The sequence below is a fragment of the Curtobacterium ammoniigenes NBRC 101786 genome, from assembly GCF_001571045.1.
GTDB lineage: Bacteria > Actinomycetota > Actinomycetes > Actinomycetales > Microbacteriaceae > Curtobacterium > Curtobacterium ammoniigenes.
The window spans coordinates 178,328-201,886 of the sequence record NZ_BCSV01000005.1 but is presented as its reverse complement, the minus strand read 5'-3'; the positions used below and the strand labels follow the sequence as shown (position 1 = coordinate 201,886).

The window sequence follows — 23,559 nt, the reverse complement described above, 5'->3', positions numbered from 1 at the left end:
GGAGCTCCTCATGACCACACCTCGCCTCTTCTCCGGCATTCAGCCCTCGTCCGACTCTCTCCACCTCGGGAACTACATCGGCGCGCTCATCCAATGGCGCGACCTGCAGAGCGACTACGACGCCGTGTACTGCGTCGTCGACATGCACGCCATCACCACCCCGCAGGACCCGACCGAGCTCCGCGAGAACACGCGTCGGACCGCCGCCCAGTACATCGCCGCAGGCATCGATCCCACCAAGGCGACGCTGTTCATCCAGTCCCATGTCCCGGCACACGCACAGCTCGCATGGGTGCTGAACACCCTGACCGGTTTCGGCGAGGCGAGTCGCATGACGCAGTTCAAGGACAAGTCCGCGCGTCAGGGCGCCGAGAGCGCCTCGGTCGGCCTGTTCACCTACCCGATGCTCATGGCCGCGGACATCCTGCTCTACGACGCGGCAATCGTTCCGGTCGGCGATGACCAGCGCCAGCACGTCGAACTGACGCGCGATCTGGCGAACCGCTTCAACAGCCGGTTCGGCGAGACATTCGTGGTACCGGAGGCACGCATTCTCACCGAGACGGCGCGCATCTACGACCTCCAGAATCCGACGAGCAAGATGAGCAAGTCCGCCGCCACCGACGCGGGATTGATCAAGCTGCTCGACGAGCCGGCGCGGACCGCCAAGAAGATCCGATCGGCTGTCACCGACGCCGAGCGCACGATTCGGGCCGACTGGCAGTCCAAGCCAGGCGTGACGAACCTGCTATCCATCCTCTCGGCGTGCACGGGCAGCTCCCTGGACCAGCTCGAGGACGAGTTCGCCGGCAAGGGCTACGGCGATCTCAAGTCCGCCGTCGCGGATGCGGTCGTGGCTGAGCTCGAGCCGGTTCGCAGTCGAACGATGGAGCTTCTGGCCGATCCGGCGGAGTTGGATCGGCTGCTCGCCGTCGGAGCCGAGCGTGCGGCGTCCATCGCCGAGCCGACGCTCGAGCGCGTCTACGATCGCATCGGTTTCATCCCGAGCCCGCGCAGATGAGCGTCCCGGTCACGCTCAGCTCGCCCCGCGTCCGCCTCGATCTTCCGACCCGCGCCGACACCGTCGCCATTGCTGCGGCCTGCGTCGATCCCGAGATTCAGCGCTGGACGACGGTCCCGTCGCCGTACACCCCGCGCCATGCGCACTCGTTCGTGGACGCGTTGGTCGGTCCCGGATGGGCCTCAGGTCGCGAACGCACCTGGGCCATCCGCGAGCCGGGAAGCACGTGGCTGCGCGGCGTCATCTCGCTCCGCTCCGAGCATCGCGATGTCGGCTTCTGGATGGCACCGGAGGCGCGTGGTCGGGGCCTCATGCACGCGGCGCTCGATCTCGTGGCTGCGTTCGCGCTGACTGAGCTCGGCTGGCCGGACGTCTACTGGGAGTGCAACGTCGGCAACGTCGCGTCTGCAGCGGTCGCCCGCGGGTGCGGGTTCGTGTACACCGGGACGGGCATCGGCCTGTTGCCGGGGCGAGACGGAGAGCCGAACCTGGTCTGGCATGGGCTGCGCGCCGCCACCGGGACGCCCGCAGGGGCCCTTCCGTGGCCCGCAGAAACATCGCACCACGCGTGAGACATTTCGCTGTTCGTGAACGCAGGCATCCCGTTCGGTAGCACGTCAGTCGCTGTGGATAGGCTCGATCCGTGACGGAGTCAGGGCGACAGGCAGTTTTGGCCGCCGAAGAACGCGCGATGCGCCGGGCTCTCGAACTGGCCGGGTACGGGCCGGTCACGGGCGATCATGCTCGCGTCGGGGCGGTGATCCTCGCGCCGGACGGCAGTGTGCTCGCCGAGGGCTATCACCGTGGAGCCGGCACCCCGCACGCCGAGGTGGACGCGCTGTCACATCTCGCGCCGGGTGCGGCTGCCGGCAGCACGGCGGTCGTCACCCTCGAACCCTGCAACCACCACGGTCGGACCGGGCCGTGTGCGGTCGCGCTGATCGATGCGGGCGTCGCGCGGGTCGTGTATGCAATCGATGACCCGTCCCCGACCGTGCACGGTGGTGCCGAGCGGATGCGCGCGGCAGGAATCGACGTCGTCTCGGGCGTCATGGCGTCGGAGGCCGAGTCGTTCCTCGAACGATGGCTTCGTTCCGTCCGGCTGGGGCGTCCCTGGATCACGGTGAAGTGGGCCGCCAGCCTCGACGGACGCGTCGCCGCGAGTGACGGGACAAGTCGCTGGATCACCGGGGCGGCGGCCCGTCAGCACGTGCACGAGCAACGCGCCGCGCACGACGCGATCCTGGTCGGAAGCGGCACGGTGCTCGCCGACGACCCGAGCCTCACCGCGCGCGGCGATGCCGGGGAACTGCTGTCGGAGCAGCCGCTCCCCGTCGTGTTCGGCGAGCGATTGGTGCCGGCCGAGGCGCAGGTCATGCGCCACCCGCGGGGGTTCCTGCAATGCTCGGGCCACGATCTCCCCGCCGCGCTCGACGTGCTGCATCGCCGCGGCATCCACACGGTGCTCGCCGAGGCGGGGCCGACCCTCACGTCGGCGCTGATCCGCGCGGGCGTGGCCGACGAGCTCCTCATCTACGTCGCACCGATCCTTCTCGGCGGCCCGTACTCCGCCGTCGCAGACATCGGCGTCGGAACAATCGCCGACCGAACACGCTTGATCGTCGTATCGACCACCACCCTGGGCCCAGATCTCCTTATCCGCGCCCGCATCGACCGGAGCACGACATGACCGATGCTTTGACTTCGCCGACACCGGGCAGCCCGGTCCAATTCGAGGTGTCCACGCGCGTGCCGACGGTGCATGGCACGTTCGAGATGCGGGCGTACCGCGATCTGGTGACCGGCGCCGAGCACGTGGCGATCATCGCGCCGATGCCGGATGGTGCGGCCCCGACGGACGGCGCCCTCGTGCGCGTGCATTCCGAGTGCCTGACGGGCGAAGCGTTCGGATCGTTGAAGTGCGAATGCGGTCCGCAGCTGGATGCCGCGCTCGATGCGATCGCGGTAGACGGCGGGGTCGTGGTCTATCTGCGCGGGCAGGAGGGTCGCGGCATCGGTCTGATCAACAAGCTCAAGGCGTACCGCCTGCAGGAGGACGGCTTGGACACCCTCGACGCGAACCTGGCGCTCGGTCTTCCGGCCGACTCACGTGAATACGGCGGCGCTGCGGGAATCCTCGGCGATCTCGGCCTTAGGAGCGTCCGGTTGTTGTCCAACAACCCGGAGAAGCAGCGCCAGCTCGAAGAACACGGCATCATCGTTACCGAGCTCGTCCCGCTGGTCGTCGGCGTGTCCGCCCAGAACAGCGGCTACCTCGACACGAAGCGAGAACGCATGGGTCACGTCCTGCCGGAGCGGCTCGGCGCAGAAACACGCCGCTGACACCGACCCCCGCCTCGCCGTCCGGCGGCCCAGCACAGAACGGCACAACCCGGAAGGCATCATGAGCACGTTCTTCAGCAGAGGCCGCAAGCAGACCGGTCCGCGGGCAACCTTCGGAACGCTTCTGCCCTACCTCTTCGAGCACCGCGGCACGATGGCATTCATCATCGTGCTCAGCGTGCTCGGTGCGCTCGCGTCGCTCGCGCAGCCCCTGCTCGTCAACCAGGTGATCGTGGCGGTGCAGCACGGTCGGACCCTCACGCTCCTCGTCTGGAGTCTGGCGGGCCTTGTCGTCCTCTCCGGCGTCCTGAACGGGTATCAGCACTTCATGCTGCAGCGCGCTGGTGAGGGCGTGGTCCTCTCGAGCCGCAGACGGCTTGTCGCCAAGATCCTTCATCTCCCGATCTCGGAGTTCGACGCGCGACGAACCGGCGACCTCGTCAGCCGCGTCGGCAGCGACACGACGCTGCTCCGCGCTGTGCTGACGCAGGGCCTCATCGAGGCGATCGGCGGCGCACTCACGTTCATCGGCGCGATCATCGGCATGGCGATCATCGACCCGCTCCTCCTCGGGATCACCGTGGTGATCATCGCCCTCTCCATCGTGTTCGTCGGCGCGCTGTCGCGACGGATTCGCATCGCGTCGAAGGCCGCTCAGGAGAAGGTCGGTGATCTGACGGCGGCCGTCGAGCGCGGGATCGACGGCGTCCGGACGATCCGCGCGGCTGGCGCGACGGAGCGCGAGATCGTCGAAATCGACGGGCACGCCCAAGCTGCCTACCGCCGTGGGCTCGACATCGCCCGGATGTCCGCGTTCGTGGTCCCGGTGTCCTTCATCGCACTGCAGGTGTCGTTCATCGTGGTGATCGGCGTCGGCGGGGCGCAGGTCGCGGCCGGCGTTGTGTCGATCGCCACCCTCGTGACGTTCATCCTCCTGCTCTTCATGATGGTCGCCCCGCTCGGTCAGGCCATGGGCGCGGCGATCGCCGTCAACCAGGCGCTGGGCGCGTTGGGGCGCATCGAGGAGATCCTGCATCTGCCGGACGAGTCCCACGACGATCGCGCCGTGACTCCAGCGCCGGCGATCACGACGACCGATGCGATCACGTTCGAACACGTGTCGTTCGCGTACCCGGTGTCCGAAAACGCCGACGCATCCGCTGACGGCACACCGACCGCACCGGACGCGCTCGATCCCGTGCGCCCGTCCGGACGAGCCACCGACGGTGATGCTGCCGAGCACCGCGCTTCGCACCCGGTCCTCGACGACGTCTCGTTCAGCGTTCCGCGCGGAGCACGCGTCGCACTCGTCGGGCCCTCCGGTGCCGGCAAGTCCACGACCCTCGCCCTCATCGAACGCTTCTACGACCCGACGGACGGGGTCATCCGCCTCGGCGGCATCGACATCCGCGGCATCGATCGCGCGGACCTGCGGTCGCAAATCGGGTACGTGGAGCAGGATGCCCCGGTGCTCGCGGGCACGATCCGCGCCAACCTGCTGCTCGGTGCACCCGATGCGTCGGAGGACGCGTGCATCCGGGTGCTCGAGGCCGTCAATCTCGGCGATGTCCTCGACCGAGACCCGCGCGGATTGGACGCGCAGGTCGGAGAAGACGGGGTGATGCTCTCGGGCGGCGAGCGGCAGCGACTCGCCATCGCTCGTGCGCTGCTCGCAGCTCCCCCGATCCTGCTGCTGGACGAGTCGACCTCATCGTTGGACGGCGTGAACGAGCAGCGCATGCGGCTGGCGATCGATGCGGTCGCCGCGGATCGAACGCTGATCGTGATCGCCCATCGGCTCAGTACCGTCGTCGATTCCGACATCATCGTCGTCGTCGAACACGGGCGCGTCATCGGCCAGGGCACGCACTCCGAGCTGGTGCAGACCGTGCCGCTCTACCGCGACCTCGCAAAGCACCAGCTGCTGGTGTGAGCGGGCCGCTCGCTCCGCTCGTCAGAGCTGCGCGCCGCCGGGCTGCTCGATGCCGGTGTCGACGTCGCTGACGCCGGTGTGACCGCCGGCGGCGCGAATCTCGTCGAGCGCGGCCGCGCTCGGCTCGGCCGCGACGCCTGCGATGAGGTCCTCGAACACGAAGACATCGAGGCCCGCGGCGACCGCGTCGAGCGCGGTCGCGCGGACGCAGTGGTCGGTCGCGATGCCGACGATGTCCATCGCGTGCACCCGTCGCTTCGCGCAGATGTCCGCCAGGGAGGCGCCACTCGCCGCATCGACGCCGTCGAACGCCGAGTAGGCGGGCACCCCCATCCCCTTCCGAATGTGGATGTCGACGTCGTCGATCTCGAGATCGGGGTGATACCCGGCACCAGGCGTGTCCGCGACGCAGTGGACCGGCCACGTGGTGACGAAGTCGGGCTGTCCGTCGAGTGCGAAATGACCGCCGTTGTCGTTGTCCGCATCATGCCAGTCACGGGAGGCGACGATGAGGTCGTATTCGTCGGCATGCCGTTCGAGAAAGTTGGTGATCCGGCTCGCGACCCGCGCGCCTCCGGTGACGCCGAGGGCGCCGCCCTCGGTGAAGTCGTTCTGAACGTCGACGATCATGAGCGCGCGAGTCATGCGCCCATTGTGCACGGCGTCTCGGCGAACCGCGGCGGAGCCGTCAGGCGTTCGACAGGTTGTTGCCGCATCGGTACACCGCGGTCGTGACCGTGTCGAGGGCGGGGAGCGCCGCCGCGAGTGTCGATCCGAGCGCGTAGAACGCGAACGTGAGGCGGGTGCCGTCCGCCGCGTCGATGTAGCCGCCGAGCGTCTCGGCGCCGTCGATCCAGCCGGTCTTCGCGTGCACGTGGCCCCGTGCGACCGCGTTCGCGCCGGTGAACCGGCCGACGAGGGTGCCGGTCTCGCCCGAGACCGGCAGCGCCTGCGCGAGCACGCCGAGTCCGTGCGCGCCGGCCTGCACTTGAACCATGAGGTGCGCGATGAGCGTCGGGGGCACGGCGTTGTCGGGGCTCTCACCAGAGCCGTCTCTGATGGTGATCCCGGTTGCGTCGATGCCGTAGGCGGTTGCGAGCTCGTGCTCGTCGAGCGCGGTCAGGCTTGCGGCCGAACCGCCGTAGCCCGCCCGGACGGACGAGATCCGCTCGAGCATCTCGGCGAGTGTGTTGTCCGAGACCGGGATCATCTGCGCGATGAGCGTCGACACGGGCTGCGACTCGACCTCGCCGATCACGGTCGTGCTCGTCGTCGCGCGATGCACGATCTGCGCCGATGCAGCACCGACGACGCCGGCTTGCTCGAGCGCGGTCCGGAACAGCGACCCGGCTCGACCGACCGGGTCGGTCGAACGCGGCGAGGTCTCAAGGGCAGGATTTGCGCGATCGCCGTCGACCATGAGCGCGGTGACCTCTGGCTGGTACCCGATCGTTCGTTCCGTCACGGGCCACGAGGGGTCCCACGCGTCGGCGTCGTTCCAGTAGCTGTCGTCCGTCACGATCGTCGTGATCGGCGTCGTGCCGAGATGCGCTTTCACCTGCGCGGCGAGCGCCGCGAGCGTCGGGGCACCCGTGTAGACCGTCTGACCTCCTTGGGACAGGGTCGGGTCGCCGTGTCCGACGAGCGCGATGGTGCCGGCCCCCTCGTCGGTGACCGTCGTCGGGATCCGGTAGTCCGGCCCGAGCACGGCGAGCGCGGTTGCCGTGGTGAGCGTCTTCATCACGCTGCCGGTCGCTGCCGGGGTCTCGCCGGAGCGGTCGAACAGGGCCGTTCCCGTCGCGGCATTCATGACGAAGCCTTCGAACCGTCCGAGCCCGGGCGCTGTCGCGGCTGCGTCGATCACGCAGGTTCGCACGACGGTCGGGCTGGGCGTCGGTGTCGGTGTCGCTGTCGGACTGGGTGTCGGTGTCGCATTTGCGACCGCGGACGCGCCGGATGTCCCCGATGCAGCGGTCGACGCCGACGACGCGGCCAGCGGGGCGCCGCTCGGGGTCGTCGCAAACGCGAGCGCGACGGCTCCGCCCGACCCGATCAGGAGGGCGGCGATCAGCGCCGTGACACCCCATGCCATCGGGCGCGAGGCGATGGAGCGTCGCAGCCGGCGCACGCCGAGCGGATCGCGCGGGGCGGCGGGTCCGGACATCTCACCAATGGTACGTTCTGCCGCGCGTCTGGCCGGCGTCCTGACCGGTCTATCAGCCGTCCCCGCGGCCCCGCTGCCCGGCGCTCAGTCGTGACCGGGATAGCGCACACCCACCTGTTCTCTCGCCGCGTCGAGCACGCCCATGATCGCCACCGACTGGGCAGCGGGCATGAGGGGCGAGTCGAGCGAGCCGTCCTCGATGATCGTTTCGAAGGCGCGGGCTTCGTGCATATAGCCGGCGAGATCCTCCCGACCGTCGAACGACTCGATGACGGTGCCGTCGCGGTCACAGAGACGGTAGGTCGTGGGGGCGTACCAGGTGCTGTCGATGTCGATCCGTCCGTCCTCGCCGATGATCGACGCGGTGTTCGGGCTGCGCAGGTCGAGCGCGCAGTGCAGGAGCGACTGCGCGCCTCCTTCGTGGGTCAGGAGCATGGCCATCTGCGTGTCGACGCCCTGGTCGCTCAGCGTTCCCGCGGCGCGCACGCTCGTTGGGAGCCCGAGCATGTCAACCGCGAACGAGACCGGATAGATACCGAGATCGAGGAGCGCGCCACCGCCGAGCGCCGGATCGTTGAGCCGATGCCGAGGGTCGGTGGGGAGCACCTGCCGATGCGAGGCCTCGACGATCCGTGGCCTGCCGATGCGGCCTTCGGCGACAAGGGCGCGAATCCGCGCGCTCTGCGGGAGGAACCTGGTCCACATCGCCTCCATCACCGCGACCCGGGAGGCTCGTGCTGCGTCGACGACGGCGCTCGCCTCCGCCGCGGTGACCGTGAAGGCCTTCTCGACGAGCACATGCTTTCCGGCCGCGATCGCGCGGAGCGCGTCCTCGGCGTGCATGGCGTGCGGCGTGGCCACGTACACGGCGTCGACGTCGGACGCGGCGACCAGCTCGTCGTACGACCCGTATGCGGATGCGATGCCATACTGTGCGGCGAATGCGGCGGCGCGCGAGGCGGTCCGCGATCCCACCGCGGTGAATGCGATGCCGCCGGCCATGCAGTCCGCGACGAACGTGTGCGCGATGCCGCCGGTGCCGAGGACGCCCCATCGAATGCTCATGCACCCTGTCTACCTGGGCACGGCTCGCCCGGGCGGCGGCGCGCGCACGCCGCACGGGGTCCGCCGACGCGACCAAGGGCATCGGGCCGCAGGTGTGCGCAAGCCGGGCCCGATCGCACACGCGACCACGCGCACCCGGCCGCAGGCGTGCGCGAGCCGCACCGCGCCTCCTGGCCGATCCGGATGATGCCCCAAGCAGTGGTCGGTACAGTCGGCGATGAGCACTGGAGGACGACGATGACCGACAGCACCGTTCCGGCGTGGTGGACGACGGCGGTCGTCTACCAGATCTATCCGCGGAGCTTCGCGGATGGCAACGGGGACGGCATCGGCGATCTGCGCGGGATCCGCGGGCATCTCGATCATCTGCAGGATCTCGGCGTCGACGTCGTCTGGCTCTCACCGATCTACCGGTCGCCGCAGGCCGACAACGGATACGACATCAGCGACTACGAGGACATCGATCCGATGTTCGGCACGATCGACGAGTTCGACACGCTGCTCGGCGAGATCCACGCACGCGGGATGAAGCTGATGATGGACCTCGTCGTGAACCACACGAGCGACGAGCATCCGTGGTTCCAGGCGGCACGCTCGTCGACGAAGAACCCGAAGCACGATTGGTACATCTGGCGCCGGCCCATCGACGGTGCGGAGCCGAACCGGTGGCGGAGCGCGTTCGGCGGTCCGGCCTGGGCGTGGAACCCGCCTACACAGGAATACTTCCTGCACATGTTCGCGCCGCAGCAGCCGGACCTCAACTGGGCGAACCCGGCGATGCGCGACGCGATCTACACGATGATGAATCGCTGGCTCGACCGCGGTGTCGATGGATTCCGGATGGACGTCATCGATCACATCGCGAAGGATCCGGACGCGCTCATCGACCCGTCGAGCGAGCGCTACGTCATGCAGCCGCAGGCGCACGACTACCTGCGCGAGATGCACGAGCGCGTCTTCGCGCCGCGGCAGGAAGCGCTCCTCACCGTCGGCGAGATGCCTGGCGTGACGATCGAGGATGCGATCCGGTTCACCGATCCCAAGCGCCACGAGCTGGACATGGTGTTCCAGTTCGAGCATGTGGACCTCGATCGGGGTCCTGACTCGAAGTTCGACAACCATCGGGCCCCGCTCGGCGCGCTGAAGCGGTCGCTCGCACGCTGGCAGGACGGCCTGGCCGACCGCGGATGGAACTCGCTGTATTTGGGGAATCACGACCAGCCGCGCGCCATCTCCCGCTTCGGCACCGTGCCCCCCGGCTCAGACCGGCTCCGATATGAGACAGCGACCGCTCTCGCGACCGCCCTGCACCTGCATCGCGGCACGCCGTATATCTACCAGGGCGACGAGATCGGGATGACGAACGCGGGATTCACCACCATCGACGACTATCGCGATGTCGAGACGCTGAACTACTACCGCTCGCAGGTCGGTCGCGGCGTGCCTGCGGCGACGGTGCTCGAGGCCATCGGGTTCCGGAGCCGCGACAACGCACGGACCCCGATCCCATGGACGGGCGACGGCGCGAGCTCGTTCACCGATGGCGTCCCGTGGATCGGGATGGCGGCCGCCGCTGACCGGATCAATGTCGCCGACGATCGCGCAGCGGGGACTCGCTCCGTCTTCGAGTATTACCGCCGTCTGATCGCGCTTCGACACGACTCCGAGGTCGTGCGCCTTGGCGCGTTCGCACTGCTCGAGCCGGACCACAAGCAGCTCTGGGCCTTCCGGCGGTGTCGCGGCGCCGACGCGCGCATCGTGCTGGTGAACTGCAGCGACGAGCCCTGCCCGGTGCCGGACGCGCTGCGCGCGCGGCTCGGACCACTGGTCCTCGGCAACCTCCAGCGTGCAGAGGCCCTCACGAAGGGGCCGGACGATGCGGATGCTGCAGGCGCCGAGTCAGTCGAGGCGGCGGGACCGCGAGCCGATGACGTTCTCAATGTCGGGATCCTCGCGCCGTGGGAGGCCCGGGTCTTCCGCGAGTGCACGGAACCTGACAAATGAGCGAAATCACAAGCTCGGCGCTGTCCGGATCGCGATTCGCCTGACATTCTTATCGCGGCCCGCTTTCTTGGTCGATTCCGAGCCCGATCTCTGTTCCGTGAAAGCAAGGCCTCGACGACACATCCGCTCGTCGGCCCTCACGGTATGGAAGGTCGTGCATGATCGACAGTGCGCCCGCGACACGACCTGCGCCGCGAACGCAGACTGCCGTGCTGTGCGTCGATCTCGACCACACGCTGATCCGGACCGACCTGCTCTGGGAAGCGGCGGTGCGATACATCGCTCCGAACCCGCTCCGCATTCTCGTGCTCATCGTCATGGTGCTTCGTGGACGCGCTCGCCTGAAGCAGTGGCTCGCTGATCGCGTGTCGATCGACGTCGCAGACCTGCCGTTCAAGGAACCCGTCCTCGACCTCGTCCGGACGGAGCGGGCTCTGGGTGCGCGGACCGTCCTCGCCACTGCGTCACCGGAGCGTTGGGCGCACCAGGTCGCCGCTGTGCACCACCTCATGGATGACGTCATCGCCACGTCGGGAGAGCACAACCTCGCCGGCGCGACGAAAGCGGAGGCGCTGGTCGCCCGGTACGGCGAGCGCGGCTTCGTCTATGTCGGGGATTCGCGCCGCGATGTCGCGGTGTGGCGGCATGCTGCCCGGGCGGTCGCTGTCGACGCAGATGCCGCCGTCATCCGCAGCGTGCGCAGCCTCGGCATCGACGTCGCAACGATCGATACGACGGCTCGAACCCGGGCCGGTTGGCGCGCCTGGGTGCGGCAGATCCGCATCCATCAGTCGGTGAAGAACCTGCTCGTCTTCCTCCCGCTCCTCGCGAGCCTCCGCGACCGCAGCTGGTCGGATGTCGAGGCGAGCGTGCTCGTGTTCGTCGCCTTCACCGCGCTGACCAGCGCCGTGTACATCTGGAACGATCTCGGTGACCTCGACGCGGACCGCGCGCACAGCCGCAAGCGATTCCGTCCGCTCGCTTCGGGAGCGATCAGCATTCCGAGCGCCCTCATCGTCGCACTGCTGTTCGCGGTCGGGGCGTTCGTGCTCGCAATCGCCATCGATCCGCTCGTCGCGTTCGCGATCGGCGTCTACCTCGTCGGAACGATCCTCTATTCGGCGTATCTCAAACGCGTCCTCGTGGCGGATGTCGTAGTCCTGGCGTGCCTCTACATCGCACGCGTCCTCGCCGGCTGCGCCGCCCTGCACATCGTGCCGTCCGTCTGGCTGCTGCTCTACTGCGCCTTCCTGTTCTTCAGCCTCGCGCTGATGAAGCGCTGTGCCGAGCTGTCTCGCGAGTCCGACGTCTCCCGCAACAAGCGCGGATACATCCCGGCGGACCGCACGATGCTGTTCGCGCTCGGCGCCACGTCCGGGGTGGCATCGGCCCTGGTCTTCGGGCTCTACATCGACAGCCTGTCGGCGAACCGGCTGTATCAGGCGCCGGTGCTGCTCTGGCTGATCGTCCCGCTCCTCCTGTACTGGATCGCGCGCGCGTGGATCCTGACCAACCGAGGTTGGATGCACGACGATCCTGTCGTCTTCGCGCTCCGGGATCGCGCCAGCATCGTGACCGGCGCGCTCGTGATCGTCATTGCGATCGCAGCCGTGGTGGTGCAGCTATGACGCGCGTTCCCGTCTCCTCGTGGGGACGACTGCGCGCGGACCCGCACGAGGTCGTCGTGCTCCGCGATCGCCAATCGGCGCGGGAGGCCGTGGTCGCGTCCGGTCGGCCGGGTCTCGCTGCCGGCATGGAACGCAGCTACGGCGACGTCTCCACGAACGCCGCGGGCACCCTGTGGGACACGCGTGGCCTCGACAAGCTGATCGCGTTCGACGAGGAGACCGGCGTCCTGCGTTGCGAGGCCGGGGTGCTGCTGCGCGACATCCAGGAGCTGTTCTCGGGTCGCGGCTGGATGCTCGCCGTCGCGCCGGGCACCGAATGGGTGACCGTCGGTGGTGCGATCGCGAACGACGTGCACGGCAAGAACCACCATCGGGTCGGATCGTTCGGGAACCACGTGGTCGGCATCACACTCCTCCGCACCGACGGCACGGTGATCGAGTGCGGCCCGGACACCGAGCCCGAGTGGTTCGCCGCAACGGTCGGCGGTCTCGGCTTGACCGGCGTGATCCTCGACGCACGCATCCGACTGCGCCGTGTGCCCGGCCCCTGGTATGCGACGGAGCGAGTCGTCTTCGAGACGCTCGATGAGTTCTTCGCGATCACCGCGGCGAGCGCCGACTGGGACTCCAGCGTCGCTTGGATCGACATCACCACCGATGGTGGGCGACGCGGGGTGGTCACGCGAGCGAATCCGGTCGCGGCAGCGGATCGCCCGCTGCCGGCGGATCGGCGTCGCGCCGTCCCGGTCACACCGCCGTTCTCCGGCGTGAATCGCGCGACCCTGCCGCTGCTGAATCGCGCCTACTACCGGGCGCAGCGAGCTGCCGCCGGTCACGCGATCGAGCACTACCGACAGTTCTTCGCCCCACTCGACGCCATCGGTGACTGGAATCGGCTGTACGGACCGCAGGGGTTCTACCAGTACCAGAGCCTGGTGCCACCGGAGCACGCTGCGGACGCGACCCGGTCCATGCTGGCCGAGGTATCGGCCTCCGGACTCGGATCGTTTCTCGGCGTGCTGAAAACTATGGGGACCATTCCCTCGGTCGGCCTGCTCAGCTTCCCCGCACCCGGGGTGAGCTTCGCCCTCGACTTTCCCGCCGGTGCACCGGGAACCCTGGAACTGTTCGCGCGACTCGACGCGATCGTCATGGCAGCGGGCGGCCGGCTGTATCCGGCGAAAGACGCCCGCATGCCGCGGTCGATGTTCGCTGCCGGCTATCCGCGTGCGGCCGCGTTCGCCGCCTTCCGTGATCCGGGCATCAGCTCGGATCTGTCCCGTCGACTCCTGGGGAGCTGATCAGCATCGTGGAACGCATCGTCATCGTCGGAGCGACGTCCGTCATCGCGCAGGAAACGCTCCGCGCGCGTCTGGCGAGCAGCAACGCGGAAGTACATCTGATCGGCCGCGACGCCGACCGCCTCGATGCGGTGCGGGCCGACCTCGCAGTGCGGCTTCCGTCGTCGTCGTTCACGGTGGAGGCGTTCGACCTCACCGACATCGACGCGATCGCAGCCGCAGCGACGCGCCTGACCGAGGAGTCCGCACCCGAACTCGTCCTCATCGCCCACGGCTCGCTGGGGTCGCAGGAGCGGGCGCAGGAGGATCTCCGCCTCGCGCACGAGCAGCTCACGGTCACGGGAGTGTCGCCGGCGCTCTGGATGGAAGCGTTCGCCGACCGGATGACCCGGGGCACGATCGCCGTGATCGGATCGGTGGCGGGCGATCGAGGCCGGAAGAGCAACTATCTCTACGGGGCGGCGAAGGGCCTCATCGAACGCGTCGCCGAGGGCTTGCAGCATCGGCTCGCCGGATCGCAGGTCCACGTCGTGCTCATCAAGCCGGGGCCGACGCGCACGCCGATGACGGACCATCTTGCGCAAGTGGGTGCGCGTCTCGCCGACGCGCACGACGTCGGCGCTCGCGTCGCATCCGCGATCGCCGCGCGCCGACGGACCGTCTACGCGCCGGCGATCTGGCGCCCGATCATGCTGGTCGTGCGGTCGATCCCCGCGCCGATCTTCAATCGCCTCGACCTCTAGTCCATCGGTCACCCGACCGCCTTCACCTCGTCGGTGCACCGCCGACCCAGCAACGGAACATCACCATGCAGCATGCACGCTCCTCCCGCTCGGACCGCCGGTCCTATCGTGGCTTCAGCCGGTTCTTCGGCACGCCCGTTCGAGCCGTCATCTCGAGCGTGCTCGTCATCGTGATCGCGATCTGCGTCTGGCTCGGCGGCTCGCTCGGCGTTGCGCTCGCGGCGCCGGGAACGGACAGCGTGGCTGCGCGTGTCGCCGAGTGGGGGCGCGTCCACGGGCTCGGATGGGCCATCACGGGCCTCGAGCACGTGCAGTACCAGCTGACGAAGCCGAAGACCGGCGGAACGGTCGCCGGCGGGCTTCCGAAGGTCGGCACGAAGTCCCCGAGCGCTACGCCGAGCCCGACACCGTCGGCGACGCCCACGACGTCACCCGCGCCCGCGGATCTGACGCCGATCGTGTCGTCGCCGACGCTCGCCGGCGAGGGGCAGTGGAGCACCCTGTACTCGGTCAACGGCTCCCCCGCTGCTCGCGTCGCGTTCCTCCGACCCGACACCATCCACACCTCGTACTACGTGCAGGTGATCTGGATGGACCCGAAGCTGGTGTCGTTCCAGCTCTACCCCGGCTACCAGGTGCCCGGCCCCGCCGCTGGAGGCCCGAACCAGATCCCGGCGGACAAGCTCGGCTCCGTCCTCGCCACCTTCAACTCGGGATTCCTCATGGCGGACGCGAACGGCGGCTACTGGCAGAACGGGCACGCGGTGATACCGCTGCGCACCGGCGCCGCGTCGATGGTGTTCACCGCCGACGGACACGTCAGCGTGGAGGCGTGGCCGGGCGGCGACCCGGGACCGAACGTCGTGGCGGTGCGGCAGAACCTCAACATGCTCATTCAGAACGGCGTCGTCGCCGCAGACGCAAACCAGGCCAACGCGGTCGCCTGGGGCCGGACGGTCGGCAATGCCGCGTACGTGTGGCGCAGTGCGATCGGGGTGCGCGCCGACGGGTCGATCGTGTCGGTCGTCGGACCTGCGATGGATATCGGCACGCTCGCCGGCGTGCTCAAGGCCGCTGGTGCGGTGAACGCGATGGAACTCGACATCAACCCGTCGTGGACGAACTACATCACCTACAGCCATCCCACGCCGACGACGGCCGTGCCGAGCGTGTTGCCGCCGCCGAACTCCTACGTGAACGCGAGTCGGTACATCCAGCCGTCGTCGCGTGACTTCGTCGCGGTGTATCCACGCTCGTGACCAGCGTGTGAGATGGAACAAGCCCCCCCGGCTTCTGCCGGGGGGCTTGTTCGTTGTGGAGCCGCCTAAGGGAATCGAACCCTTGACCTATTCATTACGAGTGAATCGCTCTGCCGACTGAGCTAAGGCGGCGGGTGTGACGGTGACCGGCACGGGTGTCCACAATACAGGATGGTCGGGGGCGCAGCGACACGTGACCCGATGACCGCGGGCCGGAACGGCCGCGGGCTCGTGCTGCCCCGACGCGCTTCCGCAGCGCTCGCGCGCTATCGGGTGGCACGGGCGACGGTGACGAGGAGCGCCTCGAGCGCGAGGAGCGCGGCGACGTTCGCCGCGATCCGCTGCCGCGCGAGCGTGACAGCGTCCAGAATCTCGAGCGCGGCTGCAGGCGGCACGGCCGCGAGGTGGTCGCGGAGCTCGTCGCGCATCGACAGGTTGACGAGATCGGTGGGCGCGCCGAGACCGAGGAGGAGCAGATCGCGGTACAGGGACATCACGTCGACGAGGATGCGGTCGAGACCGTCGCGGAGGCTGCGCGTGGCTCGCCGCTTCTGGTCCTCTTCGAGCGCGCGCAATTGGGAACGGAGCGCAGGCGGCACCGTTCCACCCGGTTCAATACCGAGTGACCGCAGTGCTGCCTCACGCTCTTCCGCGTCCCGCTCCTGCGTGATCGCCTTGGCGTCCTCGTCTGCCACGGCGAGCAGGGATGCGGCGGCGAGCACCGCCTCCCCGACGGTCCGAACGGCGAGGACGGTCTCGAGGGTGCGGCGGCGGCGGTCTCGGGCCTCCGTGCTCGTGGCGAGGCGCTGCGCCATCCCGACGTGGCTCTGCGCCTGCCGGGCGGCGTCCATGGCGAGCGGACGGTCGACACCTGTCCGAGCGACGATGAGGTCAGCGACGGACTCGATTCCTGGGATTCGGAGCCGGACCGACCGCACCCGTGACCGGATGGTGGGGATGAGGTCGGCCTCGCTCGGCGCGCAGAGGATCCAGACGGTTCCGGGCGGCGGCTCCTCGAGCGCCTTCAGCAGGAGGTTGGAGGTGCGTTCGGTCATGCGGTCGGCATCTTCGACGACGATGACGCGGTACCTGCCGACGGACGGGGCGTAGTGCGAGCCCGTGACCAGCGAGCGGATCTCGTCGATGGTGATGATGACCCGCTGGGTGGTGAGCACCGAGACGTCCGGATGGGTTCCGGCGAGGACCTGCTGCAGGGTGCGGTCGTCGTTGGGGCCGCTGCCCACGAGGGCTGCGGCGAACGCCCGCGCGACTGTTGAGCGGCCGGAGCCCGGAGGGCCGGTGATGAGCCACGAGTGGGTCATCGTGCCGGAGCCGTCGGCGGACTCGGCGGCAGCGCGGAGGGTGGCGACCGCTTCTTCTTGGCCGGTGAGGCCATCCCACACGCTCATGGTGCAATCGTTCCAGATGCCGCCGACGTGGTCATCGGTGCGCGGCGGGGAGGCGCGCGGCGACGGCAGCCTGGATCGCTCGGCCGAGGTCTTCCGCCGGTCGCGTAGCGTCGAGCACCAGGAAGCGGTCCGGGTCATTGCCCGCCATCGCGAGGAACGCGTCGCGCACGGCCGTGTGGAATGCCACGGCCTCCCGTTCGAGCCGGTCAAGGCCCCCGCGACTCCGCGTCATCCGGCCTCTGCCGATCGCCGGATCGATGTCGAGGACGACCGTGAGATCTGGTTGGAGGTTGTCGGCCGCCCAGTTGGAGATCGTTCGGATCATCGCGTCGCCGAGGTGTCGTGCGACGCCCTGGTACGCCACGGACGAGTCGATGTAGCGGTCCTGGACGACGACGATGCCGTCGTCGAGCGCGGGCCGGACGACGGTCTCGACGTGGTGGGCTCGATCGGCAGCGTAGAGCAGCGCTTCGGCTCGCGGGGCGATGTGGCCGCGTTCGTGGAGCACCATCTGCCGGATCTGCTCGCCGAGCGGGGTGCCACCGGGCTCGCGCGTCCGTAGCACGCGATGGCCGCGCTCCTGGAGCCAGGACTCGAGGAGCGCGGCCTGCGTTGATTTGCCCGCGCCGTCACCGCCTTCAAGCGTGAGGAAGAACCCGGCGTCCCGCGGGCGGTCCGACTGCGTCGGCGCGGTCGTCACGATTTCGTGCTCGAGCGCTTCGCCGGCGCCTTTTTGGCAGAGGCGCGCTTCGGCTTCGCCGGTCCTTTCGCACGCTTATCGGCGAGCAGTTGGACTGCTCGGTCGAAGTCGACGCTCTCGACGTCCTCTCCCCGCGGGATCGTCGCGTTCGTCTCACCGTCGGTGACGTACGGACCGAACCGGCCGTCCTTGACCTTGATCGGCTTTCCGCTGGTCGGGTCGGCCTCGAACTCCTTCAACGCGCTCGATGCGCGACGGGCGCCGTACTTCGGCTGCGCGAAGAGCTCGAGCGCGCCCGGCAGGTCGATGTCGAAGATCGCGTCCTCCGAGGGGAGGGTCCGCGTGTCCGTACCCTTCTTGAGGTACGGCCCATACCGACCGTTCTGCGCGAGGATCGGCTCGCCCGACTCGGGATCGGCTCCGACAGCGCGTGGGAGCGAGAGCAGCTGCAAGGCAGTTTCGAGATCGATGGTCTGCGGGTCCATCGACTTGAACAGTGAAGCGGTCCGCTCCTTCGGGGGTGCGGCCTTCTTATTCGCAGCGGTTGCCTTCGCCGGGGTCTTCGTACTTCCCGCCGCACTGGTGACAGCGCCTTTCGCGGTGTCGAGGACTTCACCTGTCCGCGCGTCGACCTCGGCCTCGGGCTCCGGCGTTCGTTCCGTAACGTAGGGGCCGAATCGCCCGTCTTTCGCGATCACCTCTTTTCCGGTCTCGGGGTTGACGCCGACCACGCGGTCGCCGACGACCGGTGCCTCGATGAGTTCGCGGGCCTTCTCCGCCGTCAGTTCGTCCGGGGCGATGTCCTGCGGAACGTTGACGCGGCGGGGGTGCTCGGGGTCGTCGCTCGGCGCTTCGATGTACGGACCGTATCGGCCGATGCGGAGGGTGAGCCCGGGCGCAAGTTCGATGGAGTTGATCTCACGCGCGTCGATGTCGCCGAGGTTGTCGATGACGCCGCGCAACCCGCGCTGGTCGTCGTTGCCGAAGTAGAACCCGCTGAGCCAATCGGTGCGATCCTGCTGCCCGTCGGCGATCCGGTCGAGATCGTCTTCCATTTCGGCCGTGAAGTCGTATTGGACGAGGTCGCGGAAGTGCTCTTCCAGGAGGCGCACCACGCTGAATGCGATCCAGTTCGGTACCAGCGACGATCCGCGCGGCGTGACGTATCCGCGGTCGACGATGGTCGAGATGATCGCCGCATACGTCGACGGGCGACCGATACCGAGCTCCTCGAGCGTCTTCACGAGGCTCGCCTCCGTGTAGCGCGGCGGCGGGAGCGTGTCGTGCCCCTTCGCGACGATTCCGTCGACACCGATCGAGTCGCCTTCGGCGACAACCGGGAGACGCGTCTCGGCGCTGTCCGCGTTGTCCGAGCGCTCGTCATCCGTGCCTTCTTCGTAGGCGCTGAGGAAGCCCCGGAAGGTGATGACCGTGCCGGATGCGGTGAACTCCGCGTCGATGCCGTCCGCCGTCAGGTCGAGGCCAGGGATTGAGGCGTCGCTCGTGACGCCGATCACGACGGATGCTGTGGAGCCTTTGGCGTCGGCCATCTGAGACGCGACGGTGCGCTTCCAGATCAGGTCGTAGAGACGCAGGTCGTTGCCCCGCAGGACGTTCTGCATCTCGCTCGGCGTGCGGAACGTGTCACCCGCCGGGCGGATCGCCTCGTGGGCCTCCTGAGCGTTCTTGCTCTTCCCGGCGTACGTGCGAGGCTTCGCGGGGACGGAGTCGGCACCGTAGAGCGCAGCGGCCTGCGTCCGTGCGGCGGCGATCGCCTGCTCAGAGAGCGACGACGAGTCGGTCCGCATATAGGTGATGTGCCCGTTTTCGTAGAGCGATTGCGCGACCGACATGGTCTGCCGTGCGGAGAACCGCAGCTTGCGAGCCGCCTCCTGCTGGAGCGTCGACGTCGTGAACGGGGCGGCCGGACGACGCGTGTACGGCTTCGAATCGACGCTGCGCACGACGGCGCGCTCGGCACGCTTGAGCGCGTCGGCGAGCGCCATCGACGAGGCCTCGTCGAGGAGCACCGCGTCCGACTTCGCGGCGCCGCGGTCGTCGAAATCGCGGCCGGAGGCGACGCGCGTGCCGTGGAGTCGGGCGAGACGAGCGTCGAAGCGGTCGCCGTCCTTGTCGAACGTTCCGGTCAGATCCCAATAGTTGACCGAGACGAACGCAAGCCGTTCGCGTTCGCGGTCCACGACGAGTCGGGTTGCGGCGGATTGGACGCGCCCGGCCGACAGACCCGGACCGACCTTGCGCCATAGGACGGGCGAGACTTCATAGCCGTAGAGGCGATCCAGGATCCGGCGTGTCTCTTGCGCGTCGACGAGCGCGTTGTCGAGCTCGCGTGTCGCATCTTTCGCCCGTTGGATCGCCTCCTTGGTGATCTCGTGAAACACCATGCGTTTCACCGGAACCTTCGGCTGGAGCACCTGGAGCAGATGCCAGGCGATGGCTTCGCCCTCTCGGTCTTCATCGGTTGCGAGGTAGAGCTCGTCGGCGTTTTTCAGCGCACGCTTCAGTTCGGCGACGGTCTTCTTCTTGGCATCGGACACGACGTAGTACGGCTGGAAGCCGTTGTCGACGTCGACCGAGAACTTGCCGAGCGCGCCCTTCTTGAGCTCCGCGGGGAGGTTTTTCGGCTCGATGAGGTCTCGGATGTGGCCGACGGACGCCTGGACCTCATATCCGTCGCCGAGGTATTGGGCGATCGTCTTCGCCTTCGCGGGGCTCTCGACGATCACAAGCTTCTTCGTGCCTGGCACGTGACTCCTTGATCGATGCTGCTGACCGGGCCGGCTGCGTCCGGAATCGACGGCGCCGGGAGGTCATGTGTCGGCGGACCGACAGGCACACCATACACAGTGCTTCCGAGCGCTCCAGTGCGGGTGTCGTACCTATATATAGCGGACGGCGACGGTTGCCCTGCCCGCGCACGCGCCCTGGCGACCATGAGCCCCGTCGCCATGCTGAGCGACACGACCACCGCATCCGCTTCCTGCGAGCACTCCTCCACTCGGGCGCCGGACCGTTCCGCGACGGCGTTCGCGACCGCGCACGGCTCCCCGGCGACGAGCCCCGCGGCCGCGGCCGCCGCGCCGACGGCGGCCGCATCGGTCGCACCGGCGACGCGTGCCTGGAGCATGGGCCAGTGCGCTGCCGCACCAAGCGACGCGGTCTCGAGCATCAGGAGCATGGCGACGGTTGCCAGGATGGGCGTGGCGGCGCCGCCGTCGGCCGGAACCCTGCGATCGTTCATGCGCCAGCGGCGGGCGCGCATGCCTCGGCTTCGAGCGGAAGCCGGAGCGCACCGACCGCGACGAGACGACGACACGTGATGCACACCACGGCCTCGCCGATATTCGTCATCGCGGAGGCTCCGTCCGCGTGCGCGAGGAGCGCCGCAACAGCGGCATCATCGCCCCGGCCCGCAGCGCGCGCCGCGCCATTGGCGATGCCCTGCAGCCGGATCTGCGCTGCAGCGGCCGAGAGCGCCCCGATGCCGATCACGAGGACCGCGGCGACCACGGGGAGCGCCACAGCGAGCTCCACGGTCGCCGAGCCGGTGTCAGCAGCTCGGCGACCGCGGATGATCGACAACCTCATTGCGCGAGTGCTCCACGCACGAGGTCGGTCAGGATCTGCTGAATCTCGCCGGAGCGCATGACCGCGACGAGGACTCCGGCGAACGCGACAGCAGCGAGGATGACGATCGCGTACTCCGCAGTCACGGAGCCCTGATCGGGACGCCAGACGTATGGTTTCGCGGCGGCCGGTGCGCTGGATCGGAGCGATCCGAGGATGGCGGCTGAGGGCATCGAGTTTCTCCTGTTCTTGAGGTGGTTCGAGCATCGCCCCGCCGCTCCGGCGCCCAGACATGGCGGGTGGCGTCGGGGAGTGGCTCAGGGCAGCAGCGGGGGTGTTGAGGAGAAGATGCCCGCGAGCATCGGAACGACGCCCACGAGGACGAACGCCGGCAGCACGCAAACACCGAGCGGCATGACGAGTCGGACCCCGAGGCGTTCGGCTGCGATGCGATACTGCGCGGCAGCGTCGCGCCGGAGATCGATCGCGGAACGACGCAGCAAGGGACCCACCGGCACACCGGCTCTTGCGGCCAGGTCCCGCGCACGTTCGATGAGTCGATACTGCTCAGCGGCCTCGGATGCCACGACCGCTTGAGCCGCTTGACCTGCGAAGAGATCCGCGACGGCCGTCTCGGCGTCGCGTAGGCTCCCGCCACCCGAGACCGCGATCCCCCACGCTTCCAACAGGATTCCCGAGATGCCCGGCTCCGGCGAGCCGCGGTGCAGCATCCGGACCGACCACTGATGCCCTGCGAGGACAAGCCCGGCTGCCGCGATTACGCAGCACCAGCCGAGCGGCGTCGACACCAGCACGCGAATGCTGTCAGCACCCGTGAGCGCGCCGAGCAGTACACCGATGAGCGGAAGGACGAGGACGACTCGCGCGCTCGCCGCGGGACCTGCAAGCGCGACGGCGCACGCTCGGTCAGCGTCCGCGGTGTCACGGAGCGCGCCGGCTATCGCCGAGAGTGATGGCCCGACGGGAGCACCGGTCCGCTCGGCGAGCCGCCAGACGGCGCCCACACCGATCCACGCTGCGGCCACGCGGACCTGCTCCGACGAACGCGCCGTCCGCCGGTGCGTCGCAACCGCCGATGCAGCCGGAGTCGGCGCCTCGAGGACATCCGCGATCGGCCCGCCGGCCGCGAGCGACGTGGATCGCCGGACGTCGCCGACGATCTCGAACCCCAGTTCCCACGCCCGTCGTGCTGGAACGCCGCCTTCGACGAGACTCCGAACGCAATCGAGGGTGCGCGCGATCACGAGTACGGAGTTCTCGGTCACCGGACCATCGCCTGGATGTCCAGCCGACCCTCCCCGTCGACCCGCAGGCGGCCGGCCGCGGCGAGGCGGCGTCGACCCGTTCGGTCGCGCTCGAGGTGCAGCACCAGATCGAAGGCGCTCGCGGCCTGCCGCGCGAGTACCGGCGGAGCAAGTCCCGCAAGCAAGCCGAGCGCCTCAAGGCGCGTCGGTACGTCGGCGAGCGAGTTCGCGTGGACCGTTCCCGCGCCGCCACGGTGCCCCGTATTCAGAGCGGTCATCAGGTCGCGAATCTCAGCACCCCTGCATTCGCCGACGACGATCCGGTCGGGACGCATGCGCAACGCCTCCCGGACGAGACGATCGACACCGAGTCCGCCCGCGCCCTCGCTGTTCGCTTGCCGCGCCTGAAGACGAACCATGTGCGGATGCTCGACCCGCAGCTCTGCGACATCCTCGATCACGATGATGCGCTCGTGCGGCGGCACGGTTGAGAGCAGCGCTGCGAGCAGCGTGGTCTTCCCGGTCCCGGTTCCGCCGCTGATCAGGAAGCTCGTCCGATCATGGACGCGTGCTTCGAGGAACGCTCGATCCGGAGCCGACCGCTCGTCGGCAGCGTCGAAGAGACCCCCGCGATGGAGTTCCGCGAGACCGAGGATCTCGATCCGCGGCAGCCGGATGGACAGCGCAGTTCCGGCCACGCTGATCGGGGAGAGAACGACATGCACCCGGATCCCCTCGCCAAGATCGACATCTGCGGCGGGAGTCGACTCATCCACATGCCGACCGCCGAGGCCGACGAGTCTGATGGCGAGTTCGCGAAGACGATCCTCACGCAGTGCGATCGCCGTGCGCACCAGACCACCGCCGCGATCGATCCAGACGCTGCCGCCCCCGACGGCCAGGACATCGGACACGGAGCCATCGACGACGAACGGATATAACTCATCGAACTCGATCAGGGCGCGGTTGCGGCGAACGCCCGCGGACGGCGCCGGGACGAGATCGACACCGTCTGGAGCGGGCACGAATGCCAGGGGCGGCGGGTGGACAGCGGCTGCATCCTGATCGTGGGCGAGAGGCATGGTCGGACGATACGTTCGCCGGGGTCCAGCCAGCTCGGCCCGTGTCCGCCGCTG

At 68.7% G+C, this 23,559-nt stretch carries 20 protein-coding genes, 1 tRNA gene and 1 pseudogene; 10 read left to right on the top strand and 12 right to left on the bottom strand.

Annotated features, from left to right (window positions below; genetic code table 11):
• The first annotated feature begins 10 nt into the window (after positions 1-10).
• The 5 genes and pseudogenes from trpS to CAM01S_RS12090 all read left to right on the top strand — a co-directional run bounded on the left by trpS (position 11) and on the right by CAM01S_RS12090 (position 5,297).
• Positions 11-1,021: a tryptophan--tRNA ligase gene (trpS, locus tag CAM01S_RS12110; protein WP_066522287.1), complete on the top strand. Its 1,011-nt coding sequence runs from the start codon at positions 11-13 to the stop codon at positions 1,019-1,021.
• Positions 1,018-1,593, top strand: coding sequence for a GNAT family N-acetyltransferase (locus CAM01S_RS12105; RefSeq protein ID WP_066521938.1), 576 nt, complete (start codon positions 1,018-1,020; stop codon positions 1,591-1,593). Before trpS ends, CAM01S_RS12105 begins: the two co-directional genes overlap by 4 nt.
• A gap of 119 nt (positions 1,594-1,712) precedes the next feature.
• Positions 1,713-2,711 (top strand): bifunctional diaminohydroxyphosphoribosylaminopyrimidine deaminase/5-amino-6-(5-phosphoribosylamino)uracil reductase RibD, encoded by a 999-nt coding sequence (ribD, locus tag CAM01S_RS12100; protein ID WP_066522285.1) that lies wholly within the window; start codon positions 1,713-1,715, stop codon positions 2,709-2,711.
• Between the two features lie 29 nt (positions 2,712-2,740).
• Positions 2,741-3,364, top strand: a pseudogene (ribA, locus tag CAM01S_RS12095) (GTP cyclohydrolase II); the annotation flags it as partial.
• 61 nt (positions 3,365-3,425) lie between these two features.
• Complete coding sequence (locus tag CAM01S_RS12090) at positions 3,426-5,297, top strand: ABC transporter ATP-binding protein (RefSeq protein WP_066521934.1); 1,872 nt, start codon at positions 3,426-3,428, stop codon at positions 5,295-5,297.
• Positions 5,298-5,318: 21 nt separating this feature from the next.
• On the opposite strand, the gene CAM01S_RS12085 is transcribed toward CAM01S_RS12090, so the two are convergent.
• The 3 genes from CAM01S_RS12085 to CAM01S_RS12070 form a co-directional block, all read right to left on the bottom strand.
• Positions 5,319-5,942, bottom strand: a complete 624-nt coding sequence (locus CAM01S_RS12085; RefSeq protein ID WP_066521931.1) for an isochorismatase family protein — start codon at positions 5,940-5,942, stop codon at positions 5,319-5,321.
• 43 nt (positions 5,943-5,985) lie between these two features.
• Positions 5,986-7,461 carry a D-alanyl-D-alanine carboxypeptidase/D-alanyl-D-alanine-endopeptidase gene (locus tag CAM01S_RS12080; protein ID WP_157071554.1) on the bottom strand — a complete coding sequence of 492 codons (1,476 nt, stop codon included), beginning with the start codon at positions 7,459-7,461 and terminating at the stop codon, positions 5,986-5,988.
• An 84-nt stretch (positions 7,462-7,545) separates the two neighbouring features.
• Entirely contained in the window at positions 7,546-8,526 is a 981-nt protein-coding gene (locus CAM01S_RS12070; protein WP_066521926.1) for a Gfo/Idh/MocA family protein, read from the bottom strand.
• 237 nt (positions 8,527-8,763) lie between these two features.
• Here CAM01S_RS12070 and CAM01S_RS12065 point away from each other — a divergent pair, with 237 nt between their 5' ends.
• From CAM01S_RS12065 to CAM01S_RS12045, 5 genes are all read left to right on the top strand, one after another.
• Positions 8,764-10,530, top strand: coding sequence for an alpha-glucosidase (locus tag CAM01S_RS12065; RefSeq protein WP_066522283.1), 1,767 nt, complete (start codon positions 8,764-8,766; stop codon positions 10,528-10,530).
• Positions 10,531-10,688: 158 nt separating this feature from the next.
• Positions 10,689-12,158 carry a UbiA family prenyltransferase gene (locus CAM01S_RS12060; protein ID WP_066521920.1) on the top strand — a complete coding sequence of 490 codons (1,470 nt, stop codon included), beginning with the start codon at positions 10,689-10,691 and terminating at the stop codon, positions 12,156-12,158.
• Positions 12,155-13,459 carry an FAD-binding oxidoreductase gene (locus CAM01S_RS12055; RefSeq protein WP_066521911.1) on the top strand — a complete coding sequence of 435 codons (1,305 nt, stop codon included), beginning with the start codon at positions 12,155-12,157 and terminating at the stop codon, positions 13,457-13,459. Before CAM01S_RS12060 ends, CAM01S_RS12055 begins: the two co-directional genes overlap by 4 nt.
• Before the next feature lie 8 nt (positions 13,460-13,467).
• On the top strand, positions 13,468-14,202 hold the full coding sequence (locus CAM01S_RS12050) for an SDR family NAD(P)-dependent oxidoreductase (protein WP_217999740.1): 735 nt from the start codon (positions 13,468-13,470) through the stop codon (positions 14,200-14,202).
• A 65-nt stretch (positions 14,203-14,267) separates the two neighbouring features.
• Positions 14,268-15,461 (top strand): phosphodiester glycosidase family protein, encoded by a 1,194-nt coding sequence (locus tag CAM01S_RS12045; protein ID WP_066521905.1) that lies wholly within the window; start codon positions 14,268-14,270, stop codon positions 15,459-15,461.
• 56 nt (positions 15,462-15,517) lie between these two features.
• Here CAM01S_RS12045 and CAM01S_RS12040 read toward each other — a convergent pair.
• The 9 genes from CAM01S_RS12040 to CAM01S_RS12000 form a co-directional block, all read right to left on the bottom strand.
• Positions 15,518-15,593: transfer RNA gene (locus CAM01S_RS12040), tRNA-Thr, on the bottom strand.
• A 134-nt stretch (positions 15,594-15,727) separates the two neighbouring features.
• Positions 15,728-16,870: a DNA polymerase III subunit delta' gene (locus CAM01S_RS12035; RefSeq protein ID WP_066521901.1), complete on the bottom strand. Its 1,143-nt coding sequence runs from the start codon at positions 16,868-16,870 to the stop codon at positions 15,728-15,730.
• Positions 16,871-16,901: 31 nt separating this feature from the next.
• Positions 16,902-17,570: a dTMP kinase gene (gene tmk, locus CAM01S_RS12030; protein ID WP_066521898.1), complete on the bottom strand. Its 669-nt coding sequence runs from the start codon at positions 17,568-17,570 to the stop codon at positions 16,902-16,904.
• Complete coding sequence (gene topA, locus CAM01S_RS12025) at positions 17,567-20,338, bottom strand: type I DNA topoisomerase (protein WP_066521895.1); 2,772 nt, start codon at positions 20,336-20,338, stop codon at positions 17,567-17,569. Before topA ends, tmk begins: the two co-directional genes overlap by 4 nt.
• A complete protein-coding gene (locus CAM01S_RS12020; RefSeq protein ID WP_157071553.1) occupies positions 20,314-20,832 on the bottom strand; it encodes a hypothetical protein in 519 nt (172 codons plus the stop codon). The genes topA and CAM01S_RS12020 overlap by 25 nt, the downstream gene beginning before the upstream one ends.
• On the bottom strand, positions 20,829-21,179 hold the full coding sequence (locus CAM01S_RS12015; protein WP_157071552.1) for a hypothetical protein: 351 nt from the start codon (positions 21,177-21,179) through the stop codon (positions 20,829-20,831). The genes CAM01S_RS12020 and CAM01S_RS12015 overlap by 4 nt, the downstream gene beginning before the upstream one ends.
• Positions 21,176-21,391, bottom strand: coding sequence for a DUF4244 domain-containing protein (locus CAM01S_RS12010; RefSeq protein WP_083528004.1), 216 nt, complete (start codon positions 21,389-21,391; stop codon positions 21,176-21,178). Before CAM01S_RS12010 ends, CAM01S_RS12015 begins: the two co-directional genes overlap by 4 nt.
• Positions 21,392-21,475: 84 nt before the next feature.
• The gene (locus tag CAM01S_RS12005; RefSeq protein ID WP_066521888.1) at positions 21,476-22,444 is read right to left on the bottom strand and encodes a hypothetical protein; all 969 of its coding nucleotides are present in this window, start codon (positions 22,442-22,444) and stop codon (positions 21,476-21,478) included.
• The gene (locus CAM01S_RS12000) at positions 22,441-23,505 is read right to left on the bottom strand and encodes a TadA family conjugal transfer-associated ATPase (RefSeq protein WP_083528003.1); all 1,065 of its coding nucleotides are present in this window, start codon (positions 23,503-23,505) and stop codon (positions 22,441-22,443) included. Before CAM01S_RS12000 ends, CAM01S_RS12005 begins: the two co-directional genes overlap by 4 nt.
• Positions 23,506-23,559: the final 54 nt, after the last annotated feature.